Raw genomic sequence first — 20556 nt, 5'->3', positions numbered from 1 at the left:
ATATAAGATTGCTTATTTTTATGAACGAAATGCTTTTCTACAACGTGATAGTACAGAAAAAACACTCTTAAATACCTAAAAACAAACAACTTACAATCTAAAAAACAAATTAAATCGAATAATTAATGAAATTAACAATATCATATTTTTATATTACTTTTTTTACATTATTCACAATCACCTTTTTTGGGCAGGTTAAAAACATCGGATTACCGGATGTAAGAAATTACAAGCGTAATGAATACAAAGGAGGAACACAAAACTGGAATATTGATCAGGATAAGAATGGGAATTTATATTTTGCTAACAATAATGGTCTTTTACAGTTTGACGGCTCTTCATGGAAGAAATATCCACTGCCAAATTTAACTTCCGTACGATGTTTAAAAATTGACAACTCGGGAAAGATATATGTGGGAGGTTATAATGAATTTGGGTATTTTCAACCAGATAATAAAGGAAAACTTCAATATACATCATTATCTAAAAAAGTTGATAAGAACAAAATTAAGATCATTGACTTTATATGGAAAATTCATTCCATAGATAATCAAACTGTTTTTCAATCTTTTGCCAGGGCATATATCTTTAAAAAAGGAAAATTATCAATACTAAAAGCCCCTAAACGCTTTCAATTCTCATTTGTAGTAAATAACAAGCTTTACTTTCAAGATGAAGAAAAAGGGATTTTAGAATATAAAAACGGAAAGCTTTATTCGCTGCCAAACACTACGAGCCTAAATAACACCGAGATTTGGGCTATGTATTCTATAGGCAAAAACAAAATCTTAATTATTACATTAGAAAAAGGCTTATTTATTTACGAAAATAACACGTTAACACCATGGAATACTGAAGCTAATAATTTTGTAAAACGAAACAATTCACTTGGAGGTGTTCTCATAAACAATAAATTCATTGTTTTAAATTCGGTTTTGGATGGAATTGCTATCTGCGATTTTGACGGTAAGATCATTCAGCATATTAATAGAAAAAAAGGCCTTCAAAACAACACGGTTTTAACTTCTTTTATTGACAACAAGAACAATCTTTGGCTTGGGCTGGATAATGGTATTACTTATGTTAATGAAAGTTCTCCTTTTACCTATTTTGGGTTTAGTTATGACATTAGTACCGTTTATGCATCTGTTGTTCATCAAGGCAATTTATATGTCGCAACCAATCAGGGTGTTTTTTATCATGCCTGGAATAATAGTTTTAAGGAAGATGTTTTTAAACTTGTTGAAGGAACAACTGCCCAATCATGGAATGTACAAGTTATCGACGATGAATTAATTTGCGCCAATAACAGAGGAGCATTAATAATTAAAGGGGGAAAAGTCACCAATATTATAGATTCAAAAGGATATTTTGGGTTTAAGAAAATTCCAAGTCATCCCGGCTTTTATATTGGATCAAATTATGACGGATTTGCCATTTTTCAAAAAACAGCAAACGGGCTTTCATTTAAAAATCAAGTAGCGGGATTTGATAAATCATCAAATAGTTTTGAGCTCGATCAATCTTATTTATGGCTTAAAAAAGATGAATCTATCTATAAAATGTCTTTAAGTGAGGATTTAACTAGATTTTCAAGCATCAAAAAAATTGACCATTTAACACCTCAGTTTAAAAATATAGGAAGTATTCAAAAAATTGACGGCAAAATATACTTTCAAACCAATAATCATTTTTATAAATATTCTTCAGAACAGGAAATATTTTATGAAGACAAAAAAATAACCGGTCTTTTTAAAAATATTCCGGTTATAAATGCATTAAGTGAAGATTCACAATCCAATCTTTGGTATGCCTATGATGAGTCTTTAGGGGTTTTAATGAAACAAAACAATGGTTATAAAAATATCGTTGCACCATTTTCTAACCTAACCGGCAACTTAGTTACTAATTATCTTTCGGTAAATACGATTGATTCTAAAAATATCTTTATCGGACTAACAGATGGTCTGGCACATTACGATTCTGAACTTTTAAATAATTTTGTAACGAAACCAAAGGCATTCGTTCGCAGCTTTTCATTCCCAGGCGATACAATAATTCTTGGAAACAATCAAAACAAGAGCGAAAACATCCGAATTCCTTATTCGTCAAATCATGTTCGCTTTACTTTTTCGTCTCCAACATACGAAAACCTTGAAAACGTGCAGTTTTCTTATCAATTAGAGCCTTTTGACGAAAAGTGGAGCAACTGGTCAACTATTTCAATTAAGGAGTACACAAACCTTCGTGAAGGTGATTATGTGATGAATGTAAAAGTGCGAAACAGTTATGGAGTTCAATCTGAACCGTCAACAATATCTTTTACTATTTCTCCGCCCTGGTACAGGCACTTTCTGGCTTTTATGCTATATTTTATTCTATTAATAATTGCCATTTATGTAATTTCCAGTCGAATTAAAATGAAAATTAGAAAGAATAAATATTACGAAACTATTGAACAGCGAAGACTTTATCTTGAAAAAGAATCCAGAATTAGACAGGAACAATATGATCTTGAAAAAGAAATCGAAAAATTAAAAAACGATAAACTGCAAATTAAGATTTTAGCAAAAGACAAGGAATTAGTCAACAATTCTTTACAAGTAGTAAAAAAGAACAAAATCCTAAATGGAATTATTCACAAACTAAAAGAAATTGATGTCGAGGCGCTGGACGACTCCACTAAGTTCCAAGTCAGCAAACTAAATAAAAGCATTGTAAAAGAGGTAAATACAGATAAAAGCTGGAAAGATTTAGAAAAACACATCAAGAATGTTCACTTTGAGTTTTTAAAACGTTTAAAGGAAAAATATCCAACAATTTCACCTCGTGAACTCGATTTATCGACTTATTTATTAATGAATATGTCTACCAAAGAAATTGCCGAAATTATGAATATTTCAACCGGAGGAGTAGAATTAGCCCGTTATCGTTTGAGAAAAAAACTCGGATTAAATAAAAAGGAAAACCTAATTGGTTTTTTAATGAGTATATAAATAAAAGGCCTTCTGTAATAGAAGGCCTTTTTATGTTTAAGAAATATATTCTAAAGTTCTCTCGAGAGCCATTCCTCTCGATCCTTTTATCAAGATAGTATTATCTTTAAATTGAATACTTTTTAGATAATCTGCAAAAGCATCAAAAGTTTCAAAAAATTGAATTGTATCACTCGCAATTTTATTTTCATAAAATGACTTTCCAATCAAATAACAAAGTGATTCTTTTTGATTTCCTAAAGAATCTACAATTAGCTTATGTTCCTGCGGACTTTCTTCCCCTAACTCAAACATGTCACCCAGAATCATAATTTTATTTTGATTCTCCAATTGCAGGAAATTTGCAATTGCAACCGCCATACTACTTGGGTTTGCATTATAAGCATCCAAAATAATTTGATTAGAACCTTTGTTTAGTAATTGAGATCTGTTATTTTCTGGAATATAATTTTCTATTCCATGTTTTATCGCAGCGTCATCAACTTTAAAATATTTTCCAATTGCGGCAGCGGCATTGATATTATTAGCGTTATAAAGTCCTATTAAATGCGATTCAACCGTAAAATCATTATAGTCAATAACCACAAAAGGATTTGCCTTTATATCTTTAATTTTTAGATCTGCGTTTTCTTTATTTATTCCAAAAGTGAAGGATTTTATACCATTTGATTTTTCAATTTGAATAGCATCTTCAAGATTAACAAAAGCAATTTTATTGTTTTTTGCTAAGTATTGATACATTTCACTTTTTCCTTCAATAACACCTTGAACACCCCCAAAACCTTCTAAATGTGCTTTCCCAAAATTGGTAATATAACCAAAATCAGGCTGTGCAATTTCACACAAAAATTCGATTTCTTTTTTGTGATTTGCTCCCATTTCAACAATTCCAATTTCTGTTTCTTTTGTAAAAGAAAGCAATGTTAAAGGAACTCCAATATGATTATTTAAATTCCCAATAGTCGCTTTAGTTTTAAATTTTTGACACAAAACAGCATTTATCAATTCTTTTGTCGTCGTTTTTCCATTACTTCCTGTAAGCGCAATAATAGGCAGTTTTAAATAGGTACGATGAAATTTTGCAAGTTCCTGAAGCGTTTCTAAGCTATTATTTACCAAGATCGTTCTCTCGTCAATAAAATAAGATTCGTTGTCAATAACAACATATAAAGCACCTAAATCAAGCGCTTGCTTAGCAAAAGTATTTGCATCAAAATTTTCGCCTTTTATAGCAAAAAACATAGAATCTTTTTCAATTTTTCTAGTATCAATTGAAAGAGACCTGCATTTTAAAAACAAGTTATGAATTTCCTGAATATTCATTTATAACACTTTAAAATTATAAAAATAAAAAAATTCCAAATTCCAAAATCTGAATATTTCAGTATGGAATTTGGAATTTTTTTATTGAGTTTTTTAAACTTTAGTTTCTTGGTGATTTTCTTCTTTCAGTTTTAGCACCTACTCTAGACATTGCACATCTAAATCCAATATAATCAGTTGCCATATCCTGAGGAAAATATCTTCTTTGAGCTGGATCTAACCAGTAAGCTCTATCTCTCCAAGATCCTCCTTTGTAAACTCTTACTTTATCATCGATTAAAGTAGTACGTTTACTAGAGTTATCATATTTTCTAATCATTTTACCTAAACTATCAACTGTTACGTTATGTTTAGGAGAATTGTACATTGCCTGATCAGGTTTAGGTCCAGACTCAGACTCTCCAAAGTCAAAGAATCTTGAAGATTGTTTATCTCCGTCTCTATAGTTGATGTTATCGCTTGTACTGAAATTTTGTCTTAAGTAAGTTTCTTGTTCATCAACCGGAACCTGAGCAATTTCTCCAGGAAGGTTTCTTGCAATCACTTTACCGTTACTTAAAGTATCGTATTTAATTGAAGCAGTCGAAACAATTTCAATTTTACCATCTTTACCAATTTTGTTTTTAGCATATTGATTTCCTCTGTAGTAGTTAAAATCATTTGCTTCATTATCAATAATAGGTCTGTAAACATCGGCAACCCATTCTGCTACGTTTCCTGCCATATCGTATAATCCGAAATCATTTGCAGCATAGCTTTTTACCTTATTTGTAATATCAGCACCATCATCAGACCAACCAGCAATTCCACCGTAATCACCGTTTCCTTGTTTAAAGTTAGCCAATTGATCACCTTTGTTTTTACGTTTAGCTGAACGAGTATAATCTCCAGACCAAGGATATTTCTTTTGTCCTTTGTAGATGTTATATTCTCTTTGTCCAACATCAGCAGCAGCAGCATATTCCCATTCTGCTTCAGTAGGAAGTCTGTATTCTGGTAAAATTACACCAGAAGAACGTTGTGCATAAACATTATGCTCTTCAGGTACAACACCATCTTTTCCTGCTTTTGGTCTTTTTCCAGCTGGGTTTTTCTTTAAAACTAACTCTTCGTTTCCACCATAAGTAGTAGTTGGAGAAGCCAAGTAAGTTTCTGTATTAAATAAGCTTTCTGCACTAACATCTTGTGTTTTAGCTCCTTTTTTAAGATATCCGTTTTTTTCTAAAACAGCCTCGTTTACACGGTCTGTTCTCCATTTACTAAATTCAACAGCCTGAATCCAGTTAACACCAACTACAGGATAGTCAGCATAAGAAGGATGTCTTAAATAGTTATTAGTCATCGTTTCGTTATAACCTAAACGATTTCTCCAAACTAAAGTATCTGGCGATGCTCCTTCATAAATATTTTTGTAATTTTCTTCTGTTGGAGGGAAAACTTTTTTCAACCACTCAAGGTACTCTAAGTACATACCATTCGTAACTTCAGTTTCATCCATATAGAATGATTGAACGTGCTGTTGAGTTGGCGTGTTATTCCAATCGTGCATAACATCATCCTGTACTTTACCCATTGTAAACGTACCTCCTTCAACAAAAACTAAACCAGGTCCAGCTTGTTGTTTTTTCCCAGCATTTCTAGCAGCTGTTCCGTTCTGACTATCTACATCCCAGCCTGTTGCTCTAGAAGCGTGACTCGAACTCGATTTTTTGCTACAACTAGCCGTGCCCAACATCAATACCATTGACATCATTAATTGCAAGACTACAATTTTGTTTACTTTCATACTCATTCTTAGGTGATAAATTTAGGTGCTGCAATATAATAATTAACATTTAATTAGCAACATCTGTTCTAATAATTTTATTTAGCTGTTTTTTACCAGAAAATAACCTATAGTTACGAACGCAAAAATATACTTTTTATTATTTACTGTAACATGAAATACTATATTTTTACTTACTAATTTTATTTTAATTAAATTTCGGTTTTTAAGCTAATGAAACAAGCCATAATCCTATACATTTTTCTACTCCCTATCTTATCATTTTCCCAGATAAATGGGAGCTTAACGCTCGATTGGCAGAGTAAAAAAGAGATGAATTACGGCGACAGCAAAATTATTATTCCTTACTTTTCCGGAAACGCTTTTCGCTTCGACATTACAAAAAAAAGCATAACATTATTGCTTAATCTCAATCAGGCAAACGTCGCAAACAATAGTTCTGTAGAAATTACAAATATAAATTTTGAACCTATTTCGAGAACTGATTTAGGAGATATAGCTATGGAAAACATTCCGAATAAGATAACCGAAACGATAAAAATCACTAATTCGAGAGACACAAAACAAGCATTTCTGTCTCTCTATCCTATTATAAAAGACGGAAATAGCTATAAAAGAATCAGATCATTTTCTTACAATATAAATAATTCTTCAGCAAAAAGCAGCAACTCATCGGTCTTTCAAAAAGCAGCGATTATTTCTAATTCTGTTTTAGCCTCTGGAGACTGGTATCGATTTTATGTAGAAAAATCCGGTGTTTATAAAATTACACGGGCATTTTTACAAAGTTTAGGTTTTGATCCAGGAAAAACTGATCCAAGAAGAATTAAAATTTATGGAAATGGCGGAAGAATGGTTCCATTAGCCAACAACTCTTATTATCCGGAAGATTTAACCGAAAATGCCATTCAAATTATTGGCGAAGGTGACGGTACTTTTAACAACGAAGATTATATCTTATTTTATGCCGAAGGTTTGGATAAATGGAACGATGAAAGCCAGACTAATTTAAACTTATACAGTAATAGGTCTTATTATTATGTTACCACATCAGGAAATGACGGAAAAAGAATTGCAAACCTGAGTCAGCCAACAGCAAACAGTACTCTGGAACTGAACACGTTTGATGACTATCAATATCACGAAATTGACCAAACCAATATTGTCCATTTGGGACGTCAATGGCTTGGAGAATCATTCGATATAAATCAGGAACAAGAATTTACCTTTAATTTCCCTAATCTGGATGCAACTGTACCAGTAAAAATTGAATTAAACGCCGCTTCGGCCGCTTTTACTCCAACTTCTTTTGTTGTTGCTGCAAACGGACAAAACATCGCAACCCTAAATTTTGCAAGCTTAACAGCTAGTTCAGAAATTAAATATGTAACCAGCAAAACTCCTGCAAACACAACATTTACAGGTGCCGAAAGTGTAAAAATAAAACTTACCTATAATAATAATGGTGTACCGGGCTCAAAAGGATATTTAGATTACATTAATCTAATTGCCAAAAGAAAACTCTTAGGAACAGGTAAACAATTTAAATTTCAATACAATTTAGCAGGTTCAACCGCGGGAATTGTAAATTATACTATAGGAAATGCTTCGGGAATTTCTCAAATTTGGGACATTACAGACCTATATAATGTATCAAAAGTTGAAAATGCAAATCAAGCCTCTTTTAGTTTTAAAGCCAATCTGGGTGAAATTAGAAATTACATCGCCATTGATCCTGCTGATTATTACACTCCTTTAAAAGAAAGCCAGTCAAAAATTGCCAATCAAAATTTAAAAGGAACACTCTTAAAAAACAATCAAAACAGTTTTCAGGATATTGATTATGCCATTATAACCCCAAGGTCTTTAGCATCGCAAGCCGAGAGACTGGCTAATTTTCATCGAACTAATTCCAATCTAACTGTAAAAGTTATTTCATTAGAAGATATCTATCAGGAATTTTCATCAGGAAAACAAGACATTGCCGCTATTAGAAATTGTATACGTTATATATATGACAATGCATCTTCTACTAATAAAAGAATAAAATATGTAAACTTATTTGGTGATGCTTCTTACGATTATAAAGACCGAATTTCTAACAACACTAATATTGTACCTATATATCAATCCTTAAGCAGTAACACAACTGGCGAAGCGTCTTTTGCCTCTGATGACTTTTTCGGACTTATGGATGCTAATGAAGGAATTGTGGCTTATCCTTTTGGAGGAATCGACATTGCTGTTGGCCGAATGTTAGTTTCTGACAATACGCAAGCACAGGAAATGGTTAATAAAGTTTTAGAATATTACGATACAAAATCATACGGAAACTGGAGAAATAATTTTGTTTTAATCAGTGATGATGCTGATCAAAGTTCTGACGCTTCATTACAATCACGTCAAAATACTTTAGCTGATTTAATTGCTGTTGAAAAGCCATTTTTAAATATCGACAAGATATTTTTAGATGCTTATACTCAAGAAGCTTCTGCGGGCGGATCAAGATATCCAAAAGCGAGAACAGATATTTTTAATGCTTTTGAAAAAGGTGCATTAGTCTTTAATTATTTAGGCCATGGAGGTGAAGACGGATTAGCAGGTGAAAGAATTTGGGAAAAATCAGACGGGCAAAACCTGAACAATCAATACAAATATCCTTTATTTATAACCATTACCTGCGAATTTTCACGATTTGACGATCCTACCCGACCAACTGCCGGCGAATATACTTTTTGGAATCCAAAGGGCGGTGCAATTTCGATGCTGACAACAATTCGGACTATCGGACAGTTTAATGCTGAAAATTTCAATGACAGTTTAAGCAAAAATCTGCTTTCATACGGCTCTAATCAATATAATAGTATTGCAGAGTCGCTTCGAATTTCAAAAAATGAAAACCCAAGTTCTTCAAGTAATGTTGTAGTATATATAGGAGATCCGGCTTTGATGTTAGCTATTCCGAAACCACGAATTAATTTAACGAAAGTAAACGATATTGTGATTTCTCAGCCAATTCCTGACTTTAAATCCTTATCAAAAATTAAAATTTCGGGCGAAATTACAGATGAAAACAATGTACTTTTAAGCAATTATAATGGAGAACTTGCCACAGCTATTTTCGATAAAATGATTACGTCTTCGACATTAAATAATGATGGATATAGCCCTGCAATGTCATTTAAAACTCTTGGAGAAACTATATTTAGAGGGAATGCCTCTGTAACCAACGGTCAGTTTGAGTTTAGCTTTGTTGTACCAAGAGATATTCGTATTCCTGTTGATAATGGCCGAATTAGTTTTTATGCTAAAAAAAGCCAAGCACTTGAGAATCAATCGGGCTATAATAATATCATAAAAATTGGAGGAATAAATGAAAATGCACCTCAGGACAATATAAGTCCAAAAGTTAAGTTATATATGAACGATGAAACTTTTGTATCTGGCGGAATTACAAATGCATCGCCCTTTCTTTTAGCGTTTTTAGAAGATGAAAATGGTATAAATACAGCTAGCGGAATTGGTCATGACATCATAGCAGTTTTGGATGGAGACGTAAGCAACCCATATATTTTGAATGATTATTATCAGACAAAATTAGATGATTATACGAATGGAAATTTACGTTTTCCGTTACGAAATTTATCTGCCGGATTGCACACCATTAGTTTTACGGCATGGGATGTTTATAACAATCCCGTAACAAGCGAAATACAATTTGTTGTGGTTGGTGACGAAGAATTAAAATTGACACACGTGCTCAATTATCCTAATCCTTTTTCAACATACACACAATTTTGGTTTTCACATAACAGGCCATATGAACCTTTAGATGTTCAGGTTCAGGTTATGACAATTACAGGCAAAGTGGTTTGGACAAAAAACCAGATCATTACGACTGAAGGCTTTTTATCAAGGGAAATAACATGGGATGGGAAAGATGATTTTGGCGACCGAATTGGAAAAGGAGTTTACATTTACAAACTGACTGTAAAATCAAACTTAACAAATAAAAAAGCAGAAAAATACGAAAAACTTGTCATTCTATAATATTATATATATTTGTAACATAAATACCATTATTCCCAAAAATGAGAAAAATATCACTTTTATTAATTTGTTTATTAGTAATTTCCTTCGCCAAAGCCCAAAACATTGAACCTATTACAACCGGAGTTCCTTTTTTATTAGTCGCAGCCGATGCAAGAGCAGCCGGTTTAGCAGATCAGGGAGTTGCCACTTCTTCAGATGTTTTTTCACAACAATGGAATCCTGCAAAATATGCTTTCGCAGAAGATGCACAAGGACTTTCAATTAGTTACACCCCGTATTTAACAGATCTTGCCAATGATATTTCGCTTGGTCAATTAACCTACTACAACAAAATCAATGATAAAAGTGCTTTTGGAGCAAGTTTTCGTTATTTTGGTTTTGGAGGAATTGAACTAAGAGAAACCGGAGACCCAAATGAAGCTACCCGAGAAGTAAGCCCTAATGAATTTGCATTAGACGGATCCTACTCTCTAAAATTGAGCGAGACTTTCTCGATGGCAGTTGCGGGTAGATATATCAGATCAAATTTAAAAATCCCTTCCGGTGAAGTTGACGCTTCGGCAGCAAGTTCATTTGCTGTAGATGTAGCTGGTTTTTATCAATCAGAAGAAATTGCATACAGCGATTTTAACGGAAGATGGAGAGCAGGTTTCAACGTTCAAAACTTAGGTCCAAAAATCAGTTATGATAATGATGACTTAAGCTCAAACTTTTTACCGGCTAATTTAAGATTAGGAGGAGGTTTTGATTTTATTTTAGATGACTATAACAAAGTTAGCGTTAGTGCTGAATTTACTAAACTATTAGTTCCAACTCCTCCGGGACCAGGAACACCATTTGACGCAAACGGAGACGGAGATTTTACAGATCCGGATGATATTTCTCAAACTGAAGCAAACGCAATTAGCTATAACAAATACAAAGACACTGGCTGGGTTGAAGGAATTTTCAAATCATTTGGAGATGCTCCGGGAGGTTTTAGCGAAGAAGTTAAAGAAATAACGTATAGCGCAGCAGCAGAATATATGTATCAGGATTCGTTTGCAATGCGATTAGGGTATTATCACGAAAGCCCTGAAAAAGGTGCAAGACAATTCTTCTCTTTAGGCGCAGGTTTTAAATACAATATTATAAAAGTTGATGTTTCTTACTTATTTTCGGCATCAAAAGTTAAAAATCCTTTAGAAAATACACTTCGTTTCTCTTTAACTTTTAACTTTGGCGATAAATACGAAGTTTATTAAACAAACGATATAAAAAACAATTACAATCCAAATTTCTAACTTTTTAGGAATTTGGATTTTTTTTCCCATAAAAACAATGAAAGAAATTAGCATTACATCATCGTTCACTATTTACGATAACATCAATGAGCTTTCTCAAGATGTACAAGATTTAATGAATCAGGCTATCGAAATTCGTAAAAAAGCGTACGCTCCTTATTCACAATTTAGAGTTGGAGCCGCCTTACTTCTTGATAATGGTAAAGTAATTTTAGGATCTAATCAGGAAAACGCCGCATATCCGTCAGGATTATGCGCAGAAAGAACAGCAATTTTTTATGCAGGAAGCGCATATCCCGAAGCCAAAATTTTAAAAATGGCAATTACTGCCGCTTCAGATACAAATCAAACTCAGGCTCCAATTCCACCGTGCGGTTCTTGCCGTCAGTCGATTGCAGAATATGAAATCAAACAAGACACCCCTATTGAAATTTATTTTATGGGCGAAATTGGCGAAGTTTACAAATCGGCATCCCTAAAAAATCTGCTCCCTTTTATGTTTGATAAAAAGTTCTTGTAAAAAAAAGCCAAAAAAGACCTTTTAAATTTTAGTTCTTAAACGGAATGTCTTATTTTTGCATCCCGACCTTTCGGGCGCAAATTTGTGGGAGGAAACTATTTTGCGTTACAGGCAACAATTGATAACACAAACAACTTTAGCAAAAGAAAGAATTCAGATGAAAGAAGTTACAAAAGAGGTATATTTAAAGTGGTACGAAGACATGCTGCTTTGGAGAAAGTTTGAAGACAAACTTGCAGCATTATACATTCAACAAAAAGTTAGAGGTTTTTTACACCTATATAATGGTCAGGAAGCTGTATTAGCGGGCGCTCTGCACGCTATGGACCTGACTAAAGACAAAATGATTACTGCATACAGAAATCACGTTCAGCCTATTGGTATGGGAGTTGATCCTAGAAACGTAATGGCAGAACTTTTAGGAAAAGTTACCGGAACTTCTAAAGGCATGGGAGGTTCAATGCACATCTTTTCTAAAGAACACCGTTTTTACGGAGGTCACGGAATCGTTGGTGGTCAAATTCCTGTTGGTGCAGGTTTAGCTTTCGCTGATAAGTATTTCAATACTGGCGGAGTTACTATGACTTACTTTGGTGACGGAGCTGCGAGACAAGGTTCTTTACACGAAGCTTTCAACATGGCTATGTTATGGAAATTACCAGTTGTATTTATCGTTGAAAACAACGGTTATGCAATGGGAACTTCTGTAGAAAGAACTGCAAACCATACTGATATCTGGAAATTAGGTTTAGGTTATGAAATGCCTTGCGGACCTGTTGACGGAATGAATCCTGTAAAAGTTGCCGAAGCAATGCACGAAGCTATCGAAAGAGCACGTCGCGGAGACGGACCAACTTTCCTTGAAATGAAAACGTACCGTTACAGAGGACACTCTATGTCTGATGCACAATTATACCGTTCTAAAGAAGAGGTAGAAGAGTACAAAAAAATTGACCCAATTACTCAGGTTCTTGATGTAATCTTGGATCAAAAATATGCTACAGAAGAAGAAATTGAAGTAATTGACCAAAGAGTTAAAGACTTAGTTGAGGAATGCCAGAAATTCGCTGAAGAATCTCCATATCCAGACTTACAACAATTATACGATGTAGTATACGCACAAGAAGACTATCCATTTACACCTCATAAACTATAACATCATGGCGATTAAAGTAACAATGCCTCGTTTGAGCGATACTATGACGGAAGGAACGGTAGCGACTTGGTTAAAAAAAGTAGGCGACAAAATTAGCGAAGGAGATATCTTAGCTGAAATTGAAACAGACAAAGCAACAATGGAGTTCGAATCTTTTAACGAAGGAACTCTTTTACATATTGGAATTCAAGCTGGAGAAACCGCTCCTGTTGATTCATTATTAGCAATCATTGGCAAAGAAGGAGAAGATATTTCTGCTCTTTTAGCTGGTGGTGACGCTCCTGCTGCTACTGAAGCTCCAAAAGCGGACGCTCCTGCTGCAGAAGCAAAAACAGAAACTGCTGCTCCTGCAAAAGCTGCAGCTGAATTACCAAAAGGTGTTGTAGTAGTAACTATGCCACGTTTGAGTGATACAATGACTGAAGGTACAGTAGCAACTTGGTTGAAAAAAGTAGGTGATACTGTAGCTGAAGGTGATATTTTAGCAGAAATTGAAACAGACAAAGCTACTATGGAGTTTGAGTCTTTCAATGCTGGAACATTATTATACATCGGAATTCAAGAAGGAAACACTGCTCCAGTTGACAGCTTATTAGCTATTATTGGACCAGCTGGAACTGATATTTCTGGAATTGCTGACAACTATACTGCCGGAGGCGCTGCAAGTGCTCCTGCTGCAGAAGAAACAAAAGCAGCTCCTGCTGCTGAAAAAGCACAAGAAGCTGCTGTGGCTGACAACTCTAACGGAGGAAGAATTTTAGCTTCACCTTTAGCCAAGAAAATTGCTTCTGATAAAGGAATTCAATTGAACCAAGTTAAAGGTTCTGGAGAAAACGGACGTATCGTAAAAAGCGATATCGAGAACTTTACTCCATCTGCACAAGCACAAACTACTGCTTCAGCACCAGCCGCTAAAGAAGAAACTTCTGCTCCTGCTGCTGCGAAAATATTTGTTCCTGCCGGAGAAGTTTACACAGAAGAGATCAAAAACTCTCAAATGCGTAAAATTATTGCTAAACGTCTTGCTGAATCATTATTTACTGCGCCTCACTACAACTTAGTGATCGAAGTAAGCATGGACGAAGCAATGGGTGCAAGAGCAACAATCAATACTGTTCCGGATACAAAAGTATCTTTCAACGATATGGTAATTAAAGCTTGTGCTTTAGCATTGAAAAAACATCCAAAAATCAACTCTCAGTGGAAAGAAGATGCAATCATCATCAACCACCACGTAAATATTGGTGTTGCTGTAGCAGTTGAAGACGGATTAGTAGTTCCTGTATTGAAATTTACAGACGCTATGAGTTTATCTCAAATTGGTGCTGCTGTAAGAGATCTTGCAGGAAGAGCTAAAAACAAAAAACTTGGACCACAAGAAATGGAAGGAAGTACTTTTACAGTATCTAACCTTGGAATGTTTGGTATTACTGAATTCAATTCAATTATCAACCAGCCAAACTCTGCAATCCTTTCTGTAGGTGCAATTGTTGAGAAACCCGTAGTTAAAAACGGTCAAATCGTAGTTGGAAACACAATGATGTTATCATTAGCTTGTGACCACAGAACAATTGACGGTGCAACTGGAGCTCAGTTCTTACAAACATTAAAACAATACATCGAAAGCCCAGTTACAATGCTGGCGTAATTAGTTGTTAATTTTATAATTAAATCCCGTTTTGCTTATTCAAAACGGGATTTTTTGTTTAATTTTCATCCTCAAAATTCAATACTTCATAATATGAAAAAACTAACCTTTCTAATCTTGTTTCTTACAGCAATAGCCTGCCAGAAAAAAGATCAAACAGAAAAACCAACCAGCGTTGTTGATGAACACAGTTATTCTAAACCAGAACTTGCTGTAGTTAAACACCTTGATCTTGACATTAAAGTTGATTTTGATACGCAGACTATTTCAGGAAAAGCTTCGTGGACAATTGACAACATCAGTAAAGGAAACGAGATTATTTTCGACGAAAACACGCTAAACATTACCAAAGTAACTTTAGGTGACGACGAAAAAGAAACCAAATTTGAACTTGGAAAAGATGTCGAATTTCACGGAAAACCTCTTCACATTACGATTGAACCAAATACAACCAAAGTAAACATCTATTACAGCACAACTAAAGATGCTGTTGCATTACAATGGCTTTTACCGGCACAAACTGCAGATAAAAAGAAACCTTTCCTTTTCTCTCAGGGAGAAAGCGTTTGGTCAAGAACCTGGATTCCATGTCAGGATTCACCGGGAATTCGTTTTACCTATAATGCAAAAGTTACCGTTCCTAAAGATTTATTAGCCGTAATGAGCGCTGTAAATCCGCAGAAGAAAAATGATACCGGAGTCTATACTTTTAAACAAGACAAAGCAATTCCATCTTATTTAATGGCAATTGCAGTTGGAAATATAGAATTTCAGGCAATCGACAATAGAACCGGAGTTTATGCAGAACCATCAATGCTAAAAAAATCGGCTTGGGAATTTGCCGAACTTGGAAATATGGTTGTCGCTGCCGAAAAACTTTACGGCCCATATCGTTGGGGACGTTACGATGTTTTGGTTTTACCTCCAAGTTTTCCTTACGGAGGAATGGAAAATCCAAACTTAACATTTTTAACTCCGGGTGTTATCGCTGGAGATCGTTCACTAACTAGCTTATTAGCACACGAATTAGGCCACAGCTGGAGCGGAAATTTAGTTACAAATGCAACTTGGGATGACATTTGGTTAAACGAAGGTTTTACAACTTATGTAGAACACCGCATTGGCGAAGCAATCTTTGGAAAGAAAGAATTTGAAATGCAAAATGTTATCACAAACAAAGAATTAGTTGATAATGTAGCAGAATATGGAGATACAAGTCCAGACACAAGACTTAAAGTTTCGCTGACTGGAAGAAATCCTGACGACGGAATCAGTCAAATTCCTTACGTAAAAGGATATGCATTTTTAAGAGTTATTGAAAACGCTGTTGGACGTGATAAATTCGATCCGTTCATTAAGAATTATTTTGACTCACATGCTTTCAAATCAATTACTACAGAAGATTTCGTAAAATATTTAAACGAAAACCTTATCAAAGGTGACAAAGCATTAGCTGATAAAATCAAATTAGACGACTGGATTTACAAACCGGGAATTCCATCAAATATTCTTCCGGTAAGTTCTGTGGATTTTGATGCTATCGATAAAATTCAAAAAAGCTGGAGAGAAACTGGTGTTGCAGGTTTAAGTAAAAAAATCACAACTACAGCAGAAAAACAGCACTTTATAGATCATCTTCCAGCTGATATTACAGCAAAAGAAATGGAAGCAATTGACAATGAATTCAACTTTACAAAAGGTGGAAATTTTATCATCAAGCGCCAATGGTTTGTACAAGCACTAATTCACCAATATAAACCTGCTTATCCTGCAATTGAACAATTTTTAATCGGAATCAGCAGAACAGGATCTGTAATGATGCTTTATAAAGAAATGGTAAAAACACCAGAAGGAAAAGTTTGGGCAAATCAAATTTTTGAAAAAGCAAAATCTGGTTATCACGCTACAACAATTCAGGCGGTTGAAGGCATTTTAAAATAAAATATCCCGAAGGGATTATATATCGGTAGAAAAAAAATACCGTCGTTTCCATTGTCCCGTCAGGGACTACACATTATAACGAATTGGTTTAGTCCCTCACGGGACAAATGACCACAATGCGTAATATTCTTTTCTACCGATATATAATCCCTTCGGGATAAAATCATAATTATTCAAATCCCCGATTACGAATGTAATCGGGGATTTTTTTATTCAAAAAATTACCTAGGGAAAATTGTCCACCACATAGCGTAAATTCTCCATGTTCTAAAATCTGTAATCGTCGCACCTTTGTAATTTCAAAAGACAACAACTAATAAATAACATAAAAAATTAAATAAAATGACACGATTAACAGCATTAAACCCAGAAGAAGTAACAGGAAAAACTAAAGATTTATTCAACGCAGTGCAATCAAAATTAGGTGTAGTTCCAAACATGATGAGAACAATGGGAAATTCACCAGCAGTTTTGGAAGGATATTTAAATTTTAGCGGTGCATTAAGCCACGGAAAATTAAGTGCAAAAACAGGTGAATTAATTGCCTTAGCAGTTTCAGAAAGCAATTCATGTGATTACTGTGTAGCAGCGCACACTTTTATTGGCGGAAAACTATTAAAAACAGACGCACAAGTTTTACAAGATGCAAGAAAAGGAAATTCTGCAGATGCTAAAACAGAAGCTATTTTACAATTGGCCAAAACATTAATCAGCAAAAACGGATTAGTAAGCGACGAAGATGTAAACAAAGCTAAAAACGCAGGGGTTTCTGATGCCGAAATTGCAGAAACTGTAGCACACGTAGCATTGAATGTTTTAACAAACTATTTCAACAATACTGCCAATACACAAATTGATTTCCCAGAAGTTTCAAGCCTATAATTTCAAAAAGATTCAAACAAAAAACAATTTATAAAGATAGTTGTGAATTCAATTCATGACTATCTTTATATTTCCAAAAACCACAACAAATCATGAGTCAGAATGTTTTCACTTTAATTAATCCGCAAAATGGAAATCTAGCTTTTAAACTGCTGCCATTTGATGACAACAGTCATTTTGATCATTTACAGCGAAATAATTTTTTCTCATTAATTTGGGTTACCAAAGGAAAAGGCAAAGTAAAAGCCGATTTTGCTGAACATCAATTTGAAGAAAACTCACTTCTCGCCTTTTCGCCTTATCAGCCTTTTATGCTTTGCGTAAACGAACCAATTGAAGGAATTGCAATTCATTTTCATCCTGATTTTTTCTGCATTCATATGCATCAAAAAGAAGTTTCCTGCAACGGCGTTTTATTCAACAACGTTTACCAGCCGCCTTACACAAAAATTACAGAACAGGCAGCACAGACTTTTGCAATGGTTTTAGACCAAATGAAAACCGAAATTCAAAATGCAGAACTAGCACAATACGAATTGCTTATTTCCTATTTAAAAATCTTTTTAATAACGGCTTCCCGATTAAAAACAGAACAATTAGAAGAAATGAAATCAGTTCCGGATTCTAAAGAACCTGTGATTCTTCAAAATTTAAAAGACGCTATTGAACTCAACTTCAAAACCAAGCATTCCGCCGGAAATTATGCTGATTTACTGAACATTTCACCTAAAGCTCTGGCAAAATTATCCAAGAATTATTTCAACAAAACCCTAACCGATTTAATTGCCGAAAGAATCATTATTGAAGCCAAAAGAGAGTTATACATGACCAACAAAACGGTAAAAGAAATCGCTTATGAATTGGGTTATGACGACGAACATTATTTCAGCCGATTTTTTAAAACAAATGCTGATGTTTCGCCGCAAATTTATCGTGAAACGGTAGGTTTTGGAAAAATGGAAGCTTAGTTTAGAGTTACAGTTTTTCAGTCTCAGTCTGCTGATTACTGTAAACTGGTACTGATTACTTATTCTTCGCTTCAATCCATTTTGACATATACATTGTGCTTTTATAAGCGTGATGCTGCAATAAATTCCCCATAAAATTATGAAGACGATGACTTTTGGAATCCGTCAATAATGAATTTACAAAAGACACTAATTCATCTGAATATTTATCCTTCTGATAACATTCATTAATAATGGCAATTCCGTTTTTTTGAGCTTGTTTCCAAAGATTTTCATCCTGATAAAGTGCAATTGCTTTTTGAGCAAATTCGGACGTATCATCTTCAATAAATCCGTTCCAGGGTAAATTAGCATGCATAGCTTCTGAACCAATTGAAGTCGTTACACTTGGCGTTCCGCAGTGCATGGCTTCTAATAATTTTCCTTTTAAACCGGCTCCAAAACGAATTGGCGCCAAAACAACTCTGGCATTTTTTACCACTTCATTTGCATCTTCTGCCCTTCCCATAATAAAAAATCCATTTTTGGGCTGATGCAATTGCAATACTTTTTGCGACGGATAAGCGCCATAAACTTCTAAAACCGCTTCTGGAAAATCTTTTTTTATCGAAGGCCAAATCGCTTCTTTTAAATATTGAACCGTATTCCAATTGGGTTCATGAAGAAAATTCCCGATAAAAACAAAACTCTTTCGATCTTCAAATAAAGGTAATTTCGAAAAATCATCTTCAGACATTTTATCAACCAAAAAAGGTAGGTAGAAAAGTAAATCTTTATTTATTCTGAAAACATCTTGCAGGATATTCATTTCAAATTCAGAAATAATCAGGGATAAATCACATCTTAAAATACTGGCAATTTCTCGTTTTGCCACTTCTTCAGAAAACAAATCTGCTATTTCAAAATCTCGATTTTCTTTAAAAGCTTTTTGGCGTGCAGTTCGAAGACAATGTAAATCTTCGGTATCTAAAATTCTGATCGCATTTGGACAGTTTTCCGTTACACGCCAGCCAAATTGTTCTTCAATCATAAAACGATCAAACAAAACGACATTTGGATTTAATTCGATTATAAAATCATCAAAACTGGCAGAATTAAGTTCGATACTTTTTTTAGTAACTCCAAATTTAGATAAATCAACCATAAAATCACTGTCCAGAGCCGCACTTACAAATGTAATTTCAAATCCATTTTCCTTGAAAATAGAAATTAACTGCATCATCCTTCCGCCTGCTGCTGAAGAATTTGGCTCAGGCCAGACAAACCCAATTATGAGAAGTTTTTTTAGCTGATTCATCGTTATTTATTTTAACATACAAAATAATGCTTTTTTCCGCGCAATCGCACGACATTTCGTGACTTTTAGTAATAAAAATCACTAATTTTGCAAGAATTAAATGCTGGGAAATTATGTTGGGATTAAAATTAGCTACAGACCCTCGCTGGGTCAATATCGTTGAGTCAAATATTGAAGAAATTTTAACTGATCATGCATGGTGCGAACAAAAAGCAGCCTCAAACGCAATCAGTATTGTGACTTACAACTCTGAATTAGAAGAATTAGTTACCGAAATGCTTGTAATTGCCCGCGAAGAACTGGAGCATTTACAAATGGTTCATGATGTTATAAAAAAACGCGGACTAACTTTAGGACGCGAACGAAAAGACCATTATGTAAATGAGCTTTTTAAATTCATGAAAAAAGACGGAAGCCGACGTGATGCGCTCTGCGACCGTTTATTATTTTCGGCCATGATCGAAGCCCGCAGCTGTGAGCGTTTTAAAGTACTTTCTGAAAACATAAAAGATGAAGAATTAGCTAAATTCTACCGCGATTTAATGATTTCTGAAGCCGGACATTATACTACTTTTCTAGGGTTTGCCAGAAAATATCAGGACAATATCGACATCGATAAACGATGGAAAGAATGGATTGAATATGAAGGTTCTATCATTACCAATTATGGTAAATCAGAAACCGTTCACGGATAAATTACGCT

The 20556-nt window shown here is 34.3% G+C and carries 13 protein-coding genes; 10 read left to right on the top strand and 3 right to left on the bottom strand.

Annotation, left to right across the window (positions count from 1 at the left end; genetic code table 11):
• The first annotated feature begins 125 nt into the window (after positions 1 to 125).
• Positions 126 to 2996, top strand: coding sequence for a triple tyrosine motif-containing protein (locus NLJ00_RS08230; protein ID WP_256636858.1), 2871 nt, complete (start codon positions 126 to 128; stop codon positions 2994 to 2996).
• A 36-nt stretch (positions 2997 to 3032) separates the two neighbouring features.
• Here NLJ00_RS08230 and NLJ00_RS08225 read toward each other — a convergent pair whose 3' ends face one another.
• Together NLJ00_RS08225 and gldJ are read right to left on the bottom strand one after the other, a co-directional pair.
• Positions 3033 to 4319: a UDP-N-acetylmuramoyl-tripeptide--D-alanyl-D-alanine ligase gene (locus tag NLJ00_RS08225; protein WP_256636857.1), complete on the bottom strand. Its 1287-nt coding sequence runs from the start codon at positions 4317 to 4319 to the stop codon at positions 3033 to 3035.
• A gap of 100 nt (positions 4320 to 4419) precedes the next feature.
• Complete coding sequence (gene gldJ / locus NLJ00_RS08220; protein WP_180856381.1) at positions 4420 to 6105, bottom strand: gliding motility lipoprotein GldJ; 1686 nt, start codon at positions 6103 to 6105, stop codon at positions 4420 to 4422.
• A 213-nt stretch (positions 6106 to 6318) separates the two neighbouring features.
• Here gldJ and porU point away from each other — a divergent pair, with 213 nt between their 5' ends.
• The 8 genes from porU to NLJ00_RS08180 all read left to right on the top strand — a co-directional run bounded on the left by porU (position 6319) and on the right by NLJ00_RS08180 (position 18556).
• Positions 6319 to 10155: a type IX secretion system sortase PorU gene (porU, locus tag NLJ00_RS08215; RefSeq protein ID WP_256636856.1), complete on the top strand. Its 3837-nt coding sequence runs from the start codon at positions 6319 to 6321 to the stop codon at positions 10153 to 10155.
• A gap of 41 nt (positions 10156 to 10196) precedes the next feature.
• The gene (porV, locus tag NLJ00_RS08210; RefSeq protein WP_256636855.1) at positions 10197 to 11402 is read left to right on the top strand and encodes a type IX secretion system outer membrane channel protein PorV; all 1206 of its coding nucleotides are present in this window, start codon (positions 10197 to 10199) and stop codon (positions 11400 to 11402) included.
• Positions 11403 to 11478: 76 nt separating this feature from the next.
• Positions 11479 to 11961, top strand: coding sequence for a cytidine deaminase (cdd, locus tag NLJ00_RS08205; protein WP_180856307.1), 483 nt, complete (start codon positions 11479 to 11481; stop codon positions 11959 to 11961).
• A gap of 157 nt (positions 11962 to 12118) precedes the next feature.
• On the top strand, positions 12119 to 13117 hold the full coding sequence (gene pdhA / locus NLJ00_RS08200) for a pyruvate dehydrogenase (acetyl-transferring) E1 component subunit alpha (RefSeq protein WP_053472631.1): 999 nt from the start codon (positions 12119 to 12121) through the stop codon (positions 13115 to 13117).
• A 4-nt stretch (positions 13118 to 13121) separates the two neighbouring features.
• Positions 13122 to 14765: a pyruvate dehydrogenase complex dihydrolipoamide acetyltransferase gene (locus NLJ00_RS08195; RefSeq protein ID WP_256636854.1), complete on the top strand. Its 1644-nt coding sequence runs from the start codon at positions 13122 to 13124 to the stop codon at positions 14763 to 14765.
• Positions 14766 to 14858: 93 nt separating this feature from the next.
• Positions 14859 to 16706, top strand: coding sequence for a hydrolase/aminopeptidase (locus NLJ00_RS08190; protein WP_256636853.1), 1848 nt, complete (start codon positions 14859 to 14861; stop codon positions 16704 to 16706).
• Positions 16707 to 17048: 342 nt separating this feature from the next.
• Positions 17049 to 17588 (top strand): carboxymuconolactone decarboxylase family protein, encoded by a 540-nt coding sequence (locus tag NLJ00_RS08185; protein WP_256636852.1) that lies wholly within the window; start codon positions 17049 to 17051, stop codon positions 17586 to 17588.
• Positions 17589 to 17680: 92 nt separating this feature from the next.
• Positions 17681 to 18556 carry a helix-turn-helix domain-containing protein gene (locus NLJ00_RS08180; protein ID WP_256636851.1) on the top strand — a complete coding sequence of 292 codons (876 nt, stop codon included), beginning with the start codon at positions 17681 to 17683 and terminating at the stop codon, positions 18554 to 18556.
• Between the two features lie 55 nt (positions 18557 to 18611).
• On the opposite strand, the gene NLJ00_RS08175 is transcribed toward NLJ00_RS08180, so the two are convergent.
• Entirely contained in the window at positions 18612 to 19853 is a 1242-nt protein-coding gene (locus NLJ00_RS08175; RefSeq protein WP_256636850.1) for a glycosyltransferase family 4 protein, read from the bottom strand.
• 113 nt (positions 19854 to 19966) lie between these two features.
• Between NLJ00_RS08175 and miaE the strand changes: the two genes are divergently transcribed.
• Positions 19967 to 20548, top strand: a complete 582-nt coding sequence (gene miaE / locus NLJ00_RS08170; protein ID WP_053472563.1) for a tRNA-(ms[2]io[6]A)-hydroxylase — start codon at positions 19967 to 19969, stop codon at positions 20546 to 20548.
• Positions 20549 to 20556: the final 8 nt, after the last annotated feature.

The organism is Flavobacterium panici, assembly GCF_024499525.1.
GTDB classification, from domain to species: domain Bacteria; phylum Bacteroidota; class Bacteroidia; order Flavobacteriales; family Flavobacteriaceae; genus Flavobacterium; species Flavobacterium panici.
Note: the sequence above shows the minus strand (reverse complement) of the source record. Positions and strands in the feature narration are given on the sequence as shown.